General features: G+C 72.2%; 15 protein-coding genes. 9 read left to right on the top strand and 6 right to left on the bottom strand.

The window, feature by feature from the left end:
- Nucleotides 1-75: 75 nt before the first annotated feature.
- A complete protein-coding gene (locus ABZ098_RS12335; protein WP_356589954.1) occupies nt 76-891 on the bottom strand; it encodes a hypothetical protein in 816 nt (271 codons plus the stop codon).
- A gap of 329 nt (nt 892-1,220) precedes the next feature.
- Here ABZ098_RS12335 and rsgA point away from each other — a divergent pair, with 329 nt between their 5' ends.
- From rsgA to ABZ098_RS12350, 3 genes are all read left to right on the top strand, one after another.
- A complete protein-coding gene (gene rsgA, locus ABZ098_RS12340; protein WP_356589956.1) occupies nt 1,221-2,321 on the top strand; it encodes a ribosome small subunit-dependent GTPase A in 1,101 nt (366 codons plus the stop codon).
- A gap of 144 nt (nt 2,322-2,465) precedes the next feature.
- Complete coding sequence (locus ABZ098_RS12345; RefSeq protein ID WP_356590510.1) at nt 2,466-3,851, top strand: AlkA N-terminal domain-containing protein; 1,386 nt, start codon at nt 2,466-2,468, stop codon at nt 3,849-3,851.
- A 2-nt stretch (nt 3,852-3,853) separates the two neighbouring features.
- Entirely contained in the window at nt 3,854-4,336 is a 483-nt protein-coding gene (locus ABZ098_RS12350) for a methylated-DNA--[protein]-cysteine S-methyltransferase (RefSeq protein ID WP_356589958.1), read from the top strand.
- Here the strand turns inward: ABZ098_RS12350 and ABZ098_RS12355 are convergent.
- Together ABZ098_RS12355 and ABZ098_RS12360 are read right to left on the bottom strand one after the other, a co-directional pair.
- A complete protein-coding gene (locus tag ABZ098_RS12355) occupies nt 4,333-4,704 on the bottom strand; it encodes a PPOX class F420-dependent oxidoreductase (protein WP_356589960.1) in 372 nt (123 codons plus the stop codon). The two genes, ABZ098_RS12350 and ABZ098_RS12355, sit on opposite strands and share 4 nt — an antisense overlap.
- 87 nt (nt 4,705-4,791) lie before the next feature.
- The gene (locus ABZ098_RS12360; protein ID WP_356589962.1) at nt 4,792-5,274 is read right to left on the bottom strand and encodes a DUF456 domain-containing protein; all 483 of its coding nucleotides are present in this window, start codon (nt 5,272-5,274) and stop codon (nt 4,792-4,794) included.
- 382 nt (nt 5,275-5,656) lie between these two features.
- On the opposite strand from ABZ098_RS12360, the gene ABZ098_RS12365 reads away from it, so the two are divergent.
- Genes ABZ098_RS12365 through ABZ098_RS12375 form a run of 3 tightly spaced genes read left to right on the top strand, consistent with a single transcriptional unit; the run spans nt 5,657 to nt 9,917 of the window.
- Nucleotides 5,657-7,720: a protein phosphatase 2C domain-containing protein gene (locus ABZ098_RS12365; protein ID WP_356589964.1), complete on the top strand. Its 2,064-nt coding sequence runs from the start codon at nt 5,657-5,659 to the stop codon at nt 7,718-7,720.
- Between the two features lie 54 nt (nt 7,721-7,774).
- Nucleotides 7,775-9,517 (top strand): pyruvate dehydrogenase, encoded by a 1,743-nt coding sequence (locus ABZ098_RS12370; RefSeq protein ID WP_356589966.1) that lies wholly within the window; start codon nt 7,775-7,777, stop codon nt 9,515-9,517.
- A gap of 28 nt (nt 9,518-9,545) precedes the next feature.
- Nucleotides 9,546-9,917: a VOC family protein gene (locus ABZ098_RS12375; protein ID WP_356589968.1), complete on the top strand. Its 372-nt coding sequence runs from the start codon at nt 9,546-9,548 to the stop codon at nt 9,915-9,917.
- Nucleotides 9,918-9,926: 9 nt separating this feature from the next.
- Here ABZ098_RS12375 and ABZ098_RS12380 read toward each other — a convergent pair whose 3' ends face one another.
- A complete protein-coding gene (locus ABZ098_RS12380; protein ID WP_356589970.1) occupies nt 9,927-11,345 on the bottom strand; it encodes a helix-turn-helix transcriptional regulator in 1,419 nt (472 codons plus the stop codon).
- Nucleotides 11,346-11,557: 212 nt separating this feature from the next.
- Between ABZ098_RS12380 and ABZ098_RS12385 the strand changes: the two genes are divergently transcribed.
- The 3 genes from ABZ098_RS12385 to ABZ098_RS12395 all read left to right on the top strand — a co-directional run bounded on the left by ABZ098_RS12385 (nt 11,558) and on the right by ABZ098_RS12395 (nt 13,950).
- Nucleotides 11,558-12,169: a hypothetical protein gene (locus ABZ098_RS12385; protein ID WP_356589972.1), complete on the top strand. Its 612-nt coding sequence runs from the start codon at nt 11,558-11,560 to the stop codon at nt 12,167-12,169.
- A gap of 96 nt (nt 12,170-12,265) precedes the next feature.
- The gene (locus ABZ098_RS12390; protein ID WP_356589974.1) at nt 12,266-12,733 is read left to right on the top strand and encodes a hypothetical protein; all 468 of its coding nucleotides are present in this window, start codon (nt 12,266-12,268) and stop codon (nt 12,731-12,733) included.
- A 794-nt stretch (nt 12,734-13,527) separates the two neighbouring features.
- Nucleotides 13,528-13,950, top strand: coding sequence for an ATP-binding protein (locus ABZ098_RS12395; protein WP_356589976.1), 423 nt, complete (start codon nt 13,528-13,530; stop codon nt 13,948-13,950).
- Between the two features lie 92 nt (nt 13,951-14,042).
- Here the strand turns inward: ABZ098_RS12395 and ABZ098_RS12400 are convergent, their stop codons facing one another.
- The gene (locus ABZ098_RS12400) at nt 14,043-15,083 is read right to left on the bottom strand and encodes a DUF2637 domain-containing protein (protein ID WP_356589978.1); all 1,041 of its coding nucleotides are present in this window, start codon (nt 15,081-15,083) and stop codon (nt 14,043-14,045) included.
- Between the two features lie 313 nt (nt 15,084-15,396).
- Entirely contained in the window at nt 15,397-16,278 is an 882-nt protein-coding gene (locus ABZ098_RS12405) for a (2Fe-2S)-binding protein (protein ID WP_356589980.1), read from the bottom strand.
- Nucleotides 16,279-16,355 lie beyond the last annotated feature (77 nt).

The raw sequence follows: 16,355 nt of genomic DNA on the forward strand, positions 1-16,355 counted from the left end.
ACAGACGGCGGACCGGCCGGGGTGGACTAACGGCCGACCGGCCGGGGCGGGGCAGATGGCGCTCACGGTCCGCCGTCAGTCGATCTCACCCGGGTCGGCGGCCGGGGTCCGGCCCGCGTGGACCTCCTTCAGACGTGCCGTGCCCAGCTCCACCGCCTGCTCGGTGCTGTCGCCGTCGACTCCGTCGAGGCCGCCGTTGGTGAGGGTGATCGCGTCCGTGCCGACCCGCAGGGCGGCGACATCGAGGGTGAGGGCGGCGGGCGTACCGCCCGAGGTGCCCTGGACCGTGACCCGCAGCCCCTGACGAGCGTCGCCCACCTTCGGCAGGGACCTCTCCGTCACCTGGACCGTGCGCCGCCCGCCGGAGGAGTCCGTCGCCGTGAACTGGTCGCACTTGACCGGCAGACCCCGCAGCCAGGCGAGGGACGCGTCCAGCCCCGCCCTGTCATAGGCGGCCACCTGGTACAGCAGCCGGGACGCGCCCTCCTGGAAGCCGGTGAGCGCGGACGCCCCGGACGGCTTGCCCAGCAGCTCGTCCCCGTAGAGCCGGTCGAGAAGCTTCTGGCAGTCGGCGGCGTCCGCCTTGGCGGTGAGGAAGTCGGCCACGTCCACCTTGCCGACCAGCAGGCTGTCGCGCCAGGTGGCCGCGTTCTTCACCCGGTCCCAGTCGCCCTCCAGATCCGCCTCGGTCACCAGCGCGGCCCGCGCCCCGGCCGGGGTGAGCGCGGCCGGGGACGCCTGCGCGAGGGGCGAGGAGGAGATCCGCATGGTGTCCGCGCGGTCCGGCCCGCTGTCGTCGTCGCCGTCCGAGCACGCGGCGGTCGTCAGCAGGACGCCGGCGGCGAGGGCCGGGGCGAGGACGCGGAAGGGGCGGGGCGGGCGGTGGGTCATCACGAGCTCTCCTGGAGGTGGGGGTCGGTCTCCATGCCACAACCGCTCCTCCCGTACGACCAGCGCACCGGGCTGTTCGAGTGAGGAGGGGGTTCGCGGCGGGAGTCGGAAAAAACCGGTGGCGCCCCCGGCGCGAGCGCCCCTAAGGTGAGGGCACTTCGCACGGCGGCTCACCGCTGCCGTGCCCCACGAGCGAGGAAGAGGGAGGTGTCGACCGATGGCTGTCTTTGCGATGAGCGCTACCCGCATCCAGATCATCACGTCCACCTCCGTGGCCTTCGGCTGACGCCAACTCCTTGCGCCGGGGCCACCCTTGTGAAGGGTCTCCCTTGACTTCCAGCTCCACTTCTCAGGTTTTCTCCGCTCTCGCTCCCTACGGCTGGGACGAGGCATGGGCGGACGCGTTCGCCCCCTACGAGCCCGAGGGGCTCCTGCCCGGACGGGTGGTCCGGGTCGACCGCGGGCAGTGCGACGTCGTCACCGCCGACGGGCTGCTGCGGGCGGACACCGCCTTCGTCACCCCGAACGACCCGATGCGGGTGCTGTGCACCGGCGACTGGGCCGTCGTCGAGCCCGCGGGAAATCCGCAGTACGTACGCACGTACCTGCCGCGCCGGACCGCCTTCGTGCGCTCCACCTCCTCCAAGCGGTCCGAGGGGCAGATCCTCGCGGCCAACGTCGACCACGCGATCGTCGCCGTGTCGCTCGCCGTCGAACTCGACCTCGGCCGCATCGAACGCTTCCTCGCCCTGGCCTGGGAGTCCGGAGCCCAGCCGCTGGTCGTCCTCACCAAGGCCGACCTCGTGCCGGACGCGGTGACGCTCGCGCATCTCGTGCAGGACGTGGAGACGACGGCACCGGGGGTTCCGGTGCTGACCGTCAGCGCGCTGGACGGGGAGGGGCTCGACGTCCTCGTCGCGGTCGTCGCGGGCGGTACGAGCGTGCTGCTCGGGCAGTCCGGTGCGGGGAAATCCACGCTGGCGAACGCGCTCATCGGCGAGGACATGATGGCCGTGCAGGCCACGCGGGACGCGGACGGGAAGGGGCGCCACACGACCACGACCCGCAACCTGCTCGCCCTGCCCGGCGGGGGCGTGCTGATCGACACGCCCGGCCTCAGGGGCGTCGGACTGTGGGACGCCGAGGTCGGTGTCGGACAGGTCTTCTCCGAGATCGAGGAACTGGGCCGGCAGTGCCGCTTCCACGACTGCGCGCACGAGAGCGAGCCGGGGTGCGCGGTGCTGGCCGCGATCGACTCCGGTGAGCTGCCCGAGCGGCGGCTGGAGAGCTACCGGAAGCTGATCCGCGAGAACCAGCGGATCGTGGCCAAGACCGACGCGCGACTCCGGTCGGAGATCAGGAAGGAGTGGAAGAAGCGGGGCGCGCAGGGGAAGGCGGCGATGGAGGCGAAGCGGGGGCGCTGGGCGTAGTCGGCTGAGGCAGACACGGCCTGCACCAACCCAGGGCGCGGGGAACTGCGCGACCAGCCACGACGTACCCGCACTCGGCCACGCACCGCCATGTCCGTTTTCCGCCAGCGGCACCCCCGCGCACGGCGGACACTGGAACGCGTGATGGACGAGGACACCAGGTACGAAGCGGTCCGCAGCCGGGACGCCCGGTTCGACGGCGAGTTCTTCTTCGCCGTCGAGACGACCGGCATCTACTGCCGGCCGAGCTGTCCCGCGGTGACCCCGAAGCGTCACAACGTCCGCTTCTACGCGACGGCCGCCGCCGCGCAGGGCTCCGGTTTCCGGGCCTGTCGGCGGTGCCGTCCGGACGCGGTGCCCGGCTCCGCCGACTGGAACGTCCGGGCGGACGTGGTGGGCCGGGCGATGCGCCTGATCGGCGACGGCGTCGTCGACCGGGAGGGCGTCGCCGGGCTCGCCGACCGCCTCGGCTACAGCGCACGCCAGGTCCAGCGCCAGCTCACCGCCGAACTCGGCGCGGGCCCCGTCGCCCTGGCCCGCGCCCAGCGCGCCCACACCGCGCGCGTCCTGCTCCAGACCACCGGCCTGCCGGTCACCGAGATCGCCTTCGCGTCCGGCTTCGCCAGCGTGCGGCAGTTCAACGACACGGTCCGCGAGATCTACGCCTCCACCCCCAGCGCCCTACGGGCCGCCGCCCGGACCACCCGCCGCCCGGCCACCCCCACCGCCGGTATCCCACTACGGCTCGCCCACCGCGGCCCCTACCGCTCCGGCGCCGTCCTCGACCTGCTGGAGAGCGAGGCCGTACCCGGCGTCGAGGAGGTGAGCGGGCCGCCCGGGCGGCGCGTCTACCGCCGTACCCTCCGGCTCCCGCACGGCACCGGCATCGTCGCCGTCCACGAACGCCCCGGCACGGCCAGGGCCGCCACCGGCGCCCACCCCGGCGGCTGGCTCGACGCCCACCTGCACCTCACCGACCCCCGCGACCTGACCACCGCCGTCGGACGGCTGCGGCGGCTCTTCGACCTCGACGCCGATCCCTACGCCGTCGACGAGCGGCTCGGCGAGGACCCCCGGCTCGCCCCCCTGGTCGCCGCGCGCCCAGGACTCCGCTCGCCCGGCGCCGCCGACCCCGAGGAGCTCGCCGTACGGGCGCTGGTGGGCCGTACCGAATCCGCACGACTCGTCCAGCGGTACGGCAAGACCCTGGACGCGCCCTGCGGCAGCCTCACCCACCTCTTCCCCGACCCCGCGGCGCTCTCCGAGGCGGCCGGCCCCCTCGGCACGTTCGCCACCGCCCTCGCCGACGGCGCCGTACGACTGGATCCGGGCGCCGACCGAGACGAGGCGCAGCACGCGCTGCTCGCCCTGCCCGGCCTGGACGCCCGTACCGTCGCCGTCATCCGCAGCCGCGCCCTCGGCGACCCCGACGTGGCCCCACCGGACCTCGACACCCCCGACACCTGGCGCCCCTGGCGCTCCTATGCCTGGCAACACCTGCGCACAGCAGGAGAGTTGGAGTTGAAGTAGTCATGGCCATCCGTTGGACCCGCCTCGACAGCCCCGTCGGCGAACTGCTCCTCACCGCCGACGAGACCGGCGCGCTGACCTCGCTGTCCGTCCCCGGGCAGAAGAACGGCCGCACCGTTCAGGAGGGTTGGCTCCACGACCCCGCCCCCTTCCGGGCCGCCGAGGAGCAGCTCGCCGCGTACTTCGCCGGTGAACTCAAGGAGTTCGAGCTGGAGTTGCGCCCGGAAGGCACCGAGTTCCGGACCCGCGTCTGGGACGCCCTCGACGATGTCCCCTACGGCGCGACTGCGACGTACGGCGAGATCGCCGCCCGCGTCGGTGCCTCCCGCGCCGCCGTCCGGGCCGTGGGCGGCGCGATCGGCGCGAACCCCCTGTTGATCCTCCGCCCCTGCCACCGGGTGATCGGCGCGAACGGCCTGCTCACCGGGTACGCGGGCGGCCTGGAGCGCAAGACGGCCCTGCTCACCCTCGAAGGAGCCCTCTAGGACTCCTCCAGCCCCCAGCTGTGGATGCGTCGCGGATGGACGCGGATCAGCTCCTCGCTGAAGTGCGGACCCAACTCGTGCGGCCCGGTGAGGAGTTCCGCCTCCCCGCGGATGTCGATGCCGCGCACCGTCCACGGCTTCAGGCTGACGATGTCGTCCACCACCAGCGCGACCTTCGGGTTCTTCTGGAGGTTGCGCCACTTCTTGGTGCGGCCCATCGCGTGGCCGCCGATCAGGATGGTGCCGTCGTCCTGGGGAAAGAAGCCGACCGGGTTCGCCTGCGGCTGTCCGTGCGGGTCGACGGTGGCGAGTCGGCCCAGCCGCTGGGACTTCAGGTACGCGCGCTCGGCCTCGCTGAATTCGGTCATGGCAGCCACCCAAACACGCGCGCGCGGCCCGCACATCGGCCTCTCGACCTAGGCACGCCCAGGCCTGGCCCGGGCCGCGGTCCTACGTCAGCCCCACAGCACCGCCCCCAGCCACGCGCCCATGATCAGCAGACAGGTGAACAGTTCCGCAAGCACGCTGGAGCCGCCCGAGCGCATCGCCGTGCGCAGGGCGGCCCTCGCCTCCCCGTGGCGGCCGAGACGCAGGCGCTCCGAGAGGTAGATGCCGGCCATGAACCCGGGGATCGCGCCGAGCACGGGGATCAGGAAGAAGCCGAGGAACGCGCCCGCCCCGGCGTACACGCCCATGCGCGGGGTGGCCCCGCTCGCCCGCAGTTTGCGCGGCGGCAGCGCCCAGCGCACCACCTGGGAGAGGAACAGGGCGACCGTGGTCCCCACGAGCACGCCCCACGCGACCGGCTGCGGATCCTTCAGCGCCCACCACAGGACCGCGGCCCACACCAGCCACGACCCCGGCACACCGGGCACCAGAACCCCGACCAGGCCGAACAACATGACCAGGCCGACCAGCAGGAGGTCCCACACTCCCATTCGTCCAGGGTGCAGGAGGACGGCGGGAAGCGCAGGCCAGTGATGTTCAGCGGGCCGTCCTGCGGGCACTCGGTCGGGGAGCCAGGGCGGGCGGCACATCGGCACAAGGAAAGACGCCGTCCGGCACAGCTCCGCGACAGGACGGCCGGTCACACCCGGGACCGAGCCGGACCCGATCGTGACCCGAGCCCGCCGGTGACCGGGATCCGGGTCACTCGGGCGTCGCCGGGCGGTTCTCCCGTGGGGGGTGGAATCGTCCGGCGACCCCATGGGCCACACGAGTTCGACAGCTCACTCGACACGCCGTCCCGGCGGGCCTGACGGTGCTTGATTTTCGGGATGCCCCGTTTTCATACGGCCCGCGCGGTGGACAATTGGGGGCATGAGCCAGCAGGGGGGAAGGCCCACCGGTCACGAGGACGACTGGTGGAGGCAGCTGTACGACTCCACCGACGACACGGGCCCCACACCGGCCCCGGACACCCTGGACGACCGCTACGCCTCAGCGGCGGGCGCGGTACGGGACGGGTCCGGAGACGGCAGGCCCGGGGCCGGGGCGGATGCCGTGGATGAGCCGGGCCCCCAGGCCGGTACCGGGGTACCCGCGCCCCGAACAGGGTTCTCCGGCGCGCCGGCCCCCTCACCCGGCCGGCACCGGGATGCGTGGGAACCGCCCCCTGACGCACCCGCGTCCTTCCCACCCGGCCCCAAGCCACCCGGCTTCGTCGAGCGCGCTCCCGAGGACCGGCCGCTCTCGCCACCCGCTGGGCGCGCTTCCACGGAGACGCCTCCGACCACGACGGTTCCGGCCTCACGGATGCCGACCGAGCCCCCGAGGCCCCCGACCGCGGCACCCCCACCCCCCTCCGCCCCACCCCGCCCCGCGGCCCCGCCCACGCCACCGCAGAACACCGACCGCGCTGTCCCGCCCGACCGCGACTCGGGCGGGGGCGGCTTCGGTGGGGCGGCTGCGGGGCCGGCACCGGACACCGACCGCCTGCTCCCGCCCGACCGGGCCGACTCGGGCAGGGGTGGCTTCGGCGGACCGAGAGCACAGGGTGCCGGTCGCCTGCCAGACGTCCCCGCCCCAGACGCCCCCGCCGCGAGTCCGGCGCAGAACGCCGACCGGCCCACCTCGCCCGGCCGTACCGAGGACGTACCTCCGCCCGACCGTTCCGAGAGCCCTCCAGGGCCTTCGCAACGAGGCGCAACCAGTACACGGCAAGGTGAAGGCGACTGGTGGGCCACTCCACCGGCCCCCGCCTCCGCCCCCGCCCCCGACCCCGGTCTGGACTCCCACCCCGACCCCCACACCGTCGCCCCCCAGGAGTCCCCCGCGCTCGCCCCACCACCCCGCACCGGCCCCGGCTCCACCCAGCCCAACCCCACGCCCGAGCCCTCCGGACACGACCAGGACGGTCCTGCCGCCGCCCCGCAGGCACCCCGTACCGCCACCCGGGTAGACCTCCCCACCCTCCCTCCCGGCCCCGTGGGCTTCGTCGGCTCCGGGCCGCCCACCTACGACGCCGAGCCCACCGCCCTCCCTCCCGCAGACCCCGACGAGCTGGATGACCTGGTGGCGGACACCGTGCTCGACGGAGCCAGGTACGGGGCCTGCACACTGCGGGCGGTGTCCGTGCGCGGGGACTCGGCGAGGTTCCGGGGCGAGCCCCGGCGGGACTCCCTGCTCACCGCGCGCTTCGGCACCGGCGAGCAGGCGTTGGTCCTCGTCGCCATGGCCACCGGCGCCCGTGCCACCCCCGGTGCCCACCGCGCCGCCGCCGAGGCGTGCCACTGGATCGGGCGGGCCGTGGGACGCAGTCATGCCCGTCTGGCGCAGGACATCAGTGCCGCCCGCCGAGGTGACCTCAAGTCAGGGCTGCACCGGCTCACCGACCGCAGTCTCGGCAAGCTCCGCGCCAGCGCCGTCGAGCAGGGCGTCGACCCGGAGGAGTACGCCGCCACCCTGCGCTGCCTGCTCCTGCCGGCGGACCCCGACTGCCGGGTCCGCGTCTTCTTCGGCGTCGGCGCGGGCGGCCTCTTCCGCCTCCGCGACGGCGAGTGGCACGACATCGAACCCCAGGTCAGCGACATCACCGGCGAACCGGTCGTCGGCTTCGGCTCGCTGCCCACCGAGACCCCCGACGGCGACCGCCTCACCATGGACCTCGGCATTCCCACACCGCCGAGCCCGTACGAACCCGCCCCCGAGCCGCCCCGCGAGGCCTTCCGCTTCCGCGCCTCCGTCGCCCGCCCGGGTGACACGCTCCTGATGTGCACCGGCGGCCTCGCCGATCCCCTGCGCGGCGAACCCGAACTGTGCGACTACCTCACAGGAAGGTGGTCAGGACCCCCGCCCGGTCTCGCCGCGTTCCTCGCCGACTCTCAAGTCCGGGTCAAGGGATATGCCGATGACCGTACAGCCGCCGCTGTTTGGGAGGCGTGATCGCGGCCATTGTGGATTGATGGACCCAAGGAGACCGAAGGGGTGCATGGATCCATGGCCAAGCAGAACGTCGCCGAGCAGTTCGTGGACATCCTCGTCAAGGCCGGAGTGAAACGCCTCTACGGCGTCGTCGGCGACAGCCTCAACCCGGTCGTGGACGCCGTCCGCCGCAACGCGGCCATCGACTGGGTGCACGTACGGCACGAGGAGACCGCCGCCTTCGCCGCGGGCGCCGAGGCACAGATCACCGGGAAGCTGGCCGCGTGCGCCGGTTCCTGCGGGCCCGGCAACCTGCATCTCATCAACGGCCTCTACGACGCCCACCGTTCCATGGCCCCGGTCCTCGCCCTGGCCTCGCACATCCCCTCCAGCGAGATCGGCCTCGGCTTCTTCCAGGAGACCCACCCCGACCGCCTCTTCCAGGAGTGCAGTCACTACAGCGAGATGATCTCCAGCCCGAAGCAGATGCCGAGGCTGCTCCAGACCGCCATCCAGAACGCCGTGGGCCGCTCCGGCGTCAGCGTCGTCACGCTCCCCGGTGACATCGCGGACGAACCCGCCCCCGAGAAGTCCGCCGAGACCGCCCTGGTCACCTCCCGGCCCAGCGTCCGCCCCGGCGACGCCGAGATCGACAAGCTCGTCGAGATGATCGACCAGGCGGACAGGATCACCCTGTTCTGCGGCAGCGGCACCGCGGGCGCGCACGCCGAGGTCATGGAGTTCGCGGAGAAGGTCAAGTCACCGGTGGGGCACGCGCTGCGGGGGAAAGAGCACATCCAATACGACAATAAATACGACGTCGGCATGAGCGGCCTGCTCGGCTACGGCGCCGCCTACGAGGCCACCCACGAGTGCGACCTGCTGATCCTGCTCGGCACCGACTTCCCGTACAACGCCTTCCTCCCCGACGACGTCAAGATCGCCCAGGTCGACGTGCGCCCCGAGCACCTGGGCCGCCGCTCCAAGCTCGACCTGGCCGTCTGGGGCGATGTGAAGGAGACCCTGCGGTGCCTGACGCCGAGGGTCAAGGAGAAGAAGAACCGTCGCTTCCTCGACAAGATGCTCAAGAAGCACGCCGACGCGCTCGAAGGGGTCGTCAAGGCGTACACCCGCAAGGTCGAGAAGCACGTGCCGATCCACCCGGAGTACGTGGCCTCCGTACTGGACGAACTCGCCGACGACGACGCTGTGTTCACCGTCGACACCGGTATGTGCAACGTGTGGGCCGCCCGGTACATCACGCCCAACGGCCGTCGCCGAGTGATCGGTTCGTTCTCGCACGGGTCGATGGCGAACGCGCTGCCCATGGCCATCGGGGCGCAGTTCACCGACCGCAAGCGACAGGTCGTGTCGATGTCCGGGGACGGCGGGTTCTCCATGCTGATGGGGGACTTCCTCACCCTCGTGCAGTACGACCTGCCCGTGAAGGTCGTCCTCTTCAACAACTCCTCGCTCGGCATGGTCGAGTTGGAGATGCTGGTCGCGGGGCTCCCTTCCTACGGCACCACCAACAAGAATTCCGACTTCGCCGCCGTGGCCCAGGCCTGCGGTGCCTACGGCGTGCGCGTCGAGAAGCCCAAGGACCTGGCCGGGGCGCTGAAGTCGGCCTTCAAGCACAAGGGGCCCGCCCTCGTCGACATCGTCACCGACCCCAACGCCCTGTCCATCCCGCCGAAGATCAGCGCCGAGATGGTCACCGGCTTCGCCCTGTCCGCCTCGAAGATCGTCCTCGACGGCGGAGTCGGCCGCATGCTCCAGATGGCCCGCTCCAACCTCCGCAACGTGCCCCGGCCTTGACGAGTGGCGTGGATGCGAGACTGACGGCATGCCAGACATCGCCTTCACCGACGTCGCGCCCGTCGTCCCGGTCCGGAACCTCGACGCGGCCCTGGAGCGATACCGCCTGCTGGGCTTCGCCGCGCGTGCCCACGACGGTCCGCAGCGGTACGGCTTCGTCGAGCGCGGGTCGGTCTCGATCCACCTCAGCGAGTGGAGCGAGCACGACCCGCTGCGCACCGGCGCCGTCGTCTACCTCTATGTGAGCGACGCCGACGCCGTCCATGCGGAGTGGACGGCGTCGGGCGTCGAGGGCCGCTTCGGGCAACCGACCGACACTCCTTACGGACTGCGGGAGTTCACCTACGTGGACGCCGACGGCACGGCTCACCGCGTCGGGTCCGCGGCAGAAAAGCCCTAGCAGAAGGCCCTAAGTGCCGGACGGCACCCACGCCCGCTCACCGGCACTGTTCGTGCCGTACCAGAGGCGGGTCAGGCCCTTGATGCTGGTCGTGCGGAACGGGCGGCCGTGGTCGTCGATGCGGACCGTGCCGGTGCGGCCCTGCGAGGACCAGTCCAGTTCGAGGTACCAGTTGCAGTCGTACGTCTGCGTCGTCGCGCTGACCAGCAGCACCTCCGGGTCCGTGGCGGAGACCCGGTAGGGGAACTGCACCGCGGGGACGGTCTGTCCGGTGTCGTTGCCGGCCACCGCGTGGGCGACGGGGCGGTCGATGTCCAGGTTCACGTCGAAGCCGCGCGGGGTGATCCCGCCGCCGCAGCCCTGGTCCATGGCGTACGCGGTACCGGGTGCGGGGGAGCTGCGGCCGGTGATCCGGACGCGGAGCGCCTCCAGCACGACGGCCGTGGACGACCGCCCCTGCACGGAGATCTGCACCTTCGTCTCGCGCCCGTGGATCGCGCCCTGCGTCGCCGCCCAGATCCCGGCGTCCTGCACGAGCGGGGGCGGGGGGACCTGGGAGGGCGGCTTGTCGATGACGTAGTCGTGCCCGCAGCTTCCCTCCCAGATCTGGGAGTTCGCCGTCCAGGTCAGGGGAGTGCCGACGGAGGTCCCCTGCTGCCCGGTCCCCGCGCTCTCCTTCGCGGTGCCGCGGCCGTGTGACGCCGAAGCGGAGGGTCGTGTTCCGGTGGCCTTGGCCGAGGGGGAGGCGGACGTGGCGGAGGGACTCGGTGACGGCGATCCGGAACGGGCGGTCGGGCCCGACGCCGTCGTCCGGGACGATGGGTCGGGAGCCTGGGCCACGGTGTCCGAGGCGGGACGGCCGGACGGCAGCGCCGACAGACTGCCCAGGGTGGCGAGAGCGACCACGACGGCGGCCGCGGTCACGAGGAAACGCCGACGGCGGTACCAGGGGCGGGGCGGAGGAGCGGACCCCGTCACCTGCACGGTGTCCGACTCACCCGCACCCGCACCTTCGCTGTCGGCCGCTCCCTCACCCGCACGCTCGTCGTCGCCCGGCCCCTCCTCGGCCGGCACGACGAGAGCGACGGACGACTCCGCCGACTCAGACGACTCCGATGCCACCGGCGACGGCGACGGCGACGGCGACGGCTCCGCGGTCCGCGGCCGCTGTCGCGCCGCCACCGCCGCGAGCCACAGCCGGTGCAGCTCCATCCGCTCCTCGGCCGAACCGCCGCACAGCGCCGCGAACCGCTCCACCGGTGCGAAGTCGACGGGTACGGCGTCCCCCGCGCAGTACCGGTGCAGGGTCGAGGTGTTCATGTTCAGCCGCCGGGCCAGCGAACCGTAGCTGCGGTCCGTGCGCTCCTTCAGCCTCCGCAGCAGGGCCGCGAACTCCTGGACATCGTCCTGTGGTTCCGGTGCCGACAACGATTTCCCCCTTGATCCCGTATCCCAGGCACTCCCTGTACCTGCACGTCAGACGCCCTGGGATGGTTCCATGCCGACAGATCCCGTGTCCCGTGTTGCGTCCGCCCCCTGCGACCGCTGATGCTCTTGGTGTCACACCGACCGGGCCGGACCGACCATCCGGCGTCGTGGTGGCATCCCACATCCATGCACGTATCTCACGGGGGACACCCATGCCCAAGCGCAGTCGAGCAGGCGCGCTCACCGTACTCTCTCTCACCGGCCTCACGCTCGGCGTCACCCTCGCCGTGCAGGCCGCTGCCGCGCCGGCCGCGCCCAGGTTCCTCTCGGCCGGCGACCTCCCGCCGCACCCCTCGTCCGCCTGGACGGCGGGCAAGGTGACCGACGGGGTCCCGGACGAACTGCTCCTCTGCCTGGAGGACGCGCTGCCGGGCTACGACTCCCGCTACCGCGACTTCCGGACCGACCTGGACACCAGCGCCCGCCAGCTGACGATCGAGGTCGGCACCAAGACCAAGGCCGCCGCCCTCGCCGCCAGCATGAACAAGGAGATCCGCACCTGCGCGGACCGCCTCGAACAGCGCGACCCGGACGTCGAGGCGACGTACAAGGACTACGGCAAGGTCGCGGTCGAGGAGGGCGCCCGGGTGCACGGCCTGCACACCGAGCACTCGTTCGGCGCCACCGACATCCACCTGCTGTCCGTCGGCCGGGACGACCGGACCGTCACCGTCGTGGAGTGGTCCCAGATGGGCGACTTCGCCGACGCCCCGGTGAAGGCCTTCAAGAAGACGACCGCCACCGCGGTCAACAAGCTCCACTGAGCAGCGGGGCCGCCCTCCCGCACGGGGGTCGGGCGGGCGGCCCCGCACGGACCGCACGACCAGCAGCAGGAACCGGAAAGAAAACGGGGAACACAGATGAACACGACCAAGGCGACCCGCCGCACCACCCTGGCCGTAGGCCTCGCCCTGGCCCTCGGCCTCGGGGTCACCGCCCAGGCCTCGGCCGGAGCACCGCGCAGCGTCAGCGGGAAGCCCTCCGACAACATCACGCGCATCGCCGACTTCTACGGCGCCTACATCGACGCGGTGACCGACGAGGGCGGCGGCGAACTCCAGGACGCGCTGCGCGCGCACTACCTGACGCCCGCGTTCCAGAAGGAACTGAACGCCTGGGAGGACAAGGAGCACGCCGACGGCGTCCTGCGCGCCCAGAACGTGCCCCTCGCGTGGAAGGTCACCGACAACGGCACCAACGCCACCCGCACCGAGGCCGTCGTCACCCTCACCTGGAGCGCGGGCCAGACCAGCACCCTCGTGGTCGACATGACCCGCGGCAGCCACAAGATCATGCACATCGGCACCAAGGGCCTCGGCAGCAAGTAGCGGCCAAATCAGGCCAGTTTCCCTGCCGCCCCAGCCCTTCGCGGGATACGGCGAGGTCGACAGGACCGAGTCGGCGGATCGGCCCATGCCGGGCGGTCCCGGTGTCCCGGAGCCAGGTGGGCCAGGGGCCCTGCGGCACCGGGACGCGAAGGCCGCCCGAGGGAACGTACGCACCCGCTCACCCCCGCTCACCGAGCCCCGTTCGTCGGGCGCCGGTGGCGGGGGCGCACGCGTCCAAGGGGCGCGTGAGCCGTCGTACGGCGGGCGCCCGACCTGGGGTACGGGCCGGGCCCGCGCGGGTCCGGGACCGGCGCTCACCTGGCAAGCCCGGTCCGTTCCCTCCTCCCGGCTCTCGGAGCCACCCCGCCGACCAGGTACTTTCCCGTAACTCCCCACTCGGGAAGGGCTCGTGCGCCGGCCGGCCGGTCCGGCGGGCGGACGCCGGTGGGCAGGGCACATGCCGCCTGGAGGGGACCAACGGCACAGGCGCCGCGTGGCGGGAGGCCCGTACCGACCGCCACGGTGCGCCGTCCGCTGGTGACCGCGCCGTCGCACGCGGGGGCGGTCCGGGACGCGTCCACCCCGCCGACACGACCGTGGTCGCCTCCGCAAACGTGGCCGAACACCTGGTCGTTGACGATTCGACATGACTGCCGCCTGAACTACAGGGGCATGGATCCCCGTGAACGTGTTCGAGCAGGAGGGAAACCGACATCGGCACGCGGGCGGGGGTCATGAAGAGGCAGGCACGAGGAGGCGGTCCCACGACGGTAGGGGCCTTCTCGGCACACACCATGGAGGAGAAGGCCGACAGCGCCCGGGAGCAGGCGCAGTCGCCGCAGCTCCGGCGCAGACTGGAGCGGGCGGACCTGGGGGCCGTACCGGAGACACGCAGGGCTTTGCGCGAGCTGTTACGACACTGGGGGAGACCAGGGCGATCCGAGATAGCCGAACTGCTCACCAGTGAACTCGTCACCAACGCACTCGTGCACACCGACCACGACGCGGTCGTCACGGCCACGATCGGGCCACGGGCCCTGAGGGTGGAGGTGCGGGACTTCGTGGCCCGCATACCCCGGGTGCGCATACCCGCCCCCGACGACAGTACGCACGGCAGGGGCCTGGCCCTGGTGCAGTCCCTCGCGGACGCCTGGGGCGTACGGGCGCACGGCGTGGGCAAGTCCGTCTGGTTCGAACTCGACGCCGGAGCGGCGTGAACCACGGGAAGGGGGCGTGACCGCGTCGGTCACGCCCCCTTCCCATGGAGCTCCGGCCTCGCGGCCGCGCCCTTCAGGCCTCGGCCCTCGCCTCAGCCGAACTGCTGCTCAAGATCCTTGAGTTTGCGCTCCAGCGAGTCGAGACGCGGCAGGGCCATTGTGTCGTCCTCCGCGGTGAGGTCGACGGAGTGCGACTCAGAACCGCCGCGGACGGGCTGGAGAGAGGGACGCTGACGGACGGGCAGCGGCTCCGGGGTGGATATCGCAGGCTCCGCGGAGGCTCGCTCCAGGGCGGCGGCCGGCGGCTGCTGCTCCAACTGGCGCCCGCCGCCCCGGCCGACGAACCCGCGGTGACCCCGGCTGATCGCCTTGAGCTGCGCGCGCTCGACCCGCTCCTGCTCGCGGCGCCTGAGGCGGGCCGCCTCCTTCTGACGCTTGTCCTCGCGGACCTCGTCGACCGCCTCGTCCAGGCTGCGCACGTTCTCCAGCAGCATCAGCGACCAGGCCTTGTACGTCTCACGCGGCGCCCTCAGCCAGCGGACGATGCGGATCTGGGGCAGCGGACGCGGCACCAGACCCTGCTCGCGCAGCGCGGCCCGGCGGGTCTGCTTCAGCGCGCGGTCGAACAGGACGGCCGCCGAGAGGGACATGCCGGAGAAGAACTGCGGGGCGCCGTCGTGGCCGAAACCCCTGGGCGCGTGCACCCAGTTGAACCAGGCCGCCGCGCCGGCGAACGTCCACACGAGTATCCGGGAGCCGAGGGCCGCGTCACCGTGGCTGGCCTCGCGCACCGCGAGCACGGAGCAGAACATCGCCGCGCCGTCCAGGCCGAACGGGACCAGGTACTCCCAGCCGTTGGAGAGACCGAGGTTCTCCTGGCCGAAGCCCACCAGACCGTGGAAGGAGAGGGCGGCGGCAACCGCCGCACAGCAGAACAGGAGGACATAGGAGGCGGTGCCGTATATGGCTTCCTTGCGCCTGCGGCGCTCCTCGCTCCGCTCCCACGAGTCGTCTTTCGCGTGCTCCCCGCCGGACCGCTTGCTCCGCGCGAGCACCGCCACCGCCGCCAGCATGCCCAGGAGCAGTACGGCGCCCGGAAGCAACCAGTTCAGCGATATGTCGGTCAGTCTCATCTGGGGTCCCTTGCATTGGGATAGGGCGTAACGCCCGCCATAGTGGCCCAATCCCAACGGCCCTCAGGCGTTTTCGGGGCAAGAGGCCGCCAAGGAAGTGCAAGGGGTTGCCCAGGGCGGCGTTCTGCTCGAACTGCCGCTTGAGGGGCGGGAGTTGAGTTCGAATAAGACTACCCGTACGGGTGGTTCCACGGAAAGTTCCTGCGCCTGGTGAGGAAGTTGTGAATCCCCTGTAACCGAACGGGCGTCCCAGTCGGCGTTGATCTTACGGGACGCGGAGAAGGGGTCCGCGGCGGGGTCCCCTGAGGGTGCCTCAACTGGCCACGGCCGCCGTCAGCTTGGCGACACGGTCGGTGTCGCAGGTGCGCGGACAGGTGGCGCAGGTGTCGTCCGGAGCCAGCGTGTAGTACATGCAGCAGCTCACCCGGTCCCGGGTGCGCAGGGGCCGGCCGTCCGGACCGGCGAGCACGCGGAAGGCCGGGGTGCCGACGTACGGCTTCGTCGTCCCGGGCAGCAGGAGCTCCAGGGCGTGCTCGGCCCGGCGCTTCTCGTGCTCGCCGAACAGCTCGGCGACGTACCAGATCCCCTCGACGATCTCGTCGGTCACCATGCCCCACAAAGCCCTGCCGCGGCGGCGCATGCGCGGGCCGAAGGAGGCGAGGAGCGGGTCCATGTGCTCGGCGACCGCCTCCCGCAGCTCGGCGCGCAGCGACTCCTCGTCGGGGACCGTGTACGCGCCCGGCAGGGTCGCCGCCGGGTCGTCCGGGAGGCAGGCGAAGGGGCCGGGGTGGACCGCGAGGGACATCGGGCCCCGGGTGCGGTCGTAGGAGACGTGGGTCACGGGGTAGCGGGGGACCCGGCGGTGCAGGAACCACGGGACGGTGAAGAGGAGACAGGCCGGCCAGGCATAGCGGTGCAGGCCGAAACCGGCGATCACGTCCGGGCGGCCCTTCACGGCGTTGTCCCTGAGGACCTGCTCGTCGTCCCAGGTGAGGAAGGCGTCCAGGGTGGCCGCGTTCCCCGCGAGGTCGGCGGCGGTGACCCAGCCGTCGGTGTCCGGGAGGGGGGTGTCCTCGGGCAGCTCCGTGACCGTGACCGCCGGGAGGGCCTCGGTCAGGCGCTCGTAGGCGGCGGTGACGGCCGAACGAACGGCGGAACGGGGAGCCGAACGGGGGGCGGGCAGCGGTGCGGGCATGCGGGGCCACCGATTCGCAGTCGACTAGAGGTAAGCCTTACCTTACCAAGTCATTCGGGATTTGAACTGGAGCGTTC

The sequence above is a fragment of the Streptomyces sp. NPDC006335 genome, assembly GCF_040612795.1.
Taxonomy (GTDB): domain Bacteria; phylum Actinomycetota; class Actinomycetes; order Streptomycetales; family Streptomycetaceae; genus Streptomyces.

Coding starts and splice junctions, on each gene's coding strand:
- ABZ098_RS12355 (WP_356589960.1), bottom strand. CDS start 4,704: ATGACCGAATTCAGCGAGGCCGAGCGCGCGTACCTGAAGTCCCAGCGG.
- ABZ098_RS12385 (WP_356589972.1), top strand. CDS start 11,558: ATGCCCAAGCGCAGTCGAGCAGGCGCGCTCACCGTACTCTCTCTCACC.
- ABZ098_RS12375 (WP_356589968.1), top strand. CDS start 9,546: ATGCCAGACATCGCCTTCACCGACGTCGCGCCCGTCGTCCCGGTCCGG.
- ABZ098_RS12400 (WP_356589978.1), bottom strand. CDS start 15,083: ATGAGACTGACCGACATATCGCTGAACTGGTTGCTTCCGGGCGCCGTA.
- ABZ098_RS12370 (WP_356589966.1), top strand. CDS start 7,775: ATGGCCAAGCAGAACGTCGCCGAGCAGTTCGTGGACATCCTCGTCAAG.
- ABZ098_RS12395 (WP_356589976.1), top strand. CDS start 13,528: ATGGAGGAGAAGGCCGACAGCGCCCGGGAGCAGGCGCAGTCGCCGCAG.
- ABZ098_RS12335 (WP_356589954.1), bottom strand. CDS start 891: ATGACCCACCGCCCGCCCCGCCCCTTCCGCGTCCTCGCCCCGGCCCTC.
- ABZ098_RS12365 (WP_356589964.1), top strand. CDS start 5,657: ATGAGCCAGCAGGGGGGAAGGCCCACCGGTCACGAGGACGACTGGTGG.
- ABZ098_RS12350 (WP_356589958.1), top strand. CDS start 3,854: ATGGCCATCCGTTGGACCCGCCTCGACAGCCCCGTCGGCGAACTGCTC.
- ABZ098_RS12345 (WP_356590510.1), top strand. CDS start 2,466: ATGGACGAGGACACCAGGTACGAAGCGGTCCGCAGCCGGGACGCCCGG.
- ABZ098_RS12360 (WP_356589962.1), bottom strand. CDS start 5,274: ATGGGAGTGTGGGACCTCCTGCTGGTCGGCCTGGTCATGTTGTTCGGC.
- ABZ098_RS12390 (WP_356589974.1), top strand. CDS start 12,266: ATGAACACGACCAAGGCGACCCGCCGCACCACCCTGGCCGTAGGCCTC.
- ABZ098_RS12405 (WP_356589980.1), bottom strand. CDS start 16,278: ATGCCCGCACCGCTGCCCGCCCCCCGTTCGGCTCCCCGTTCCGCCGTT.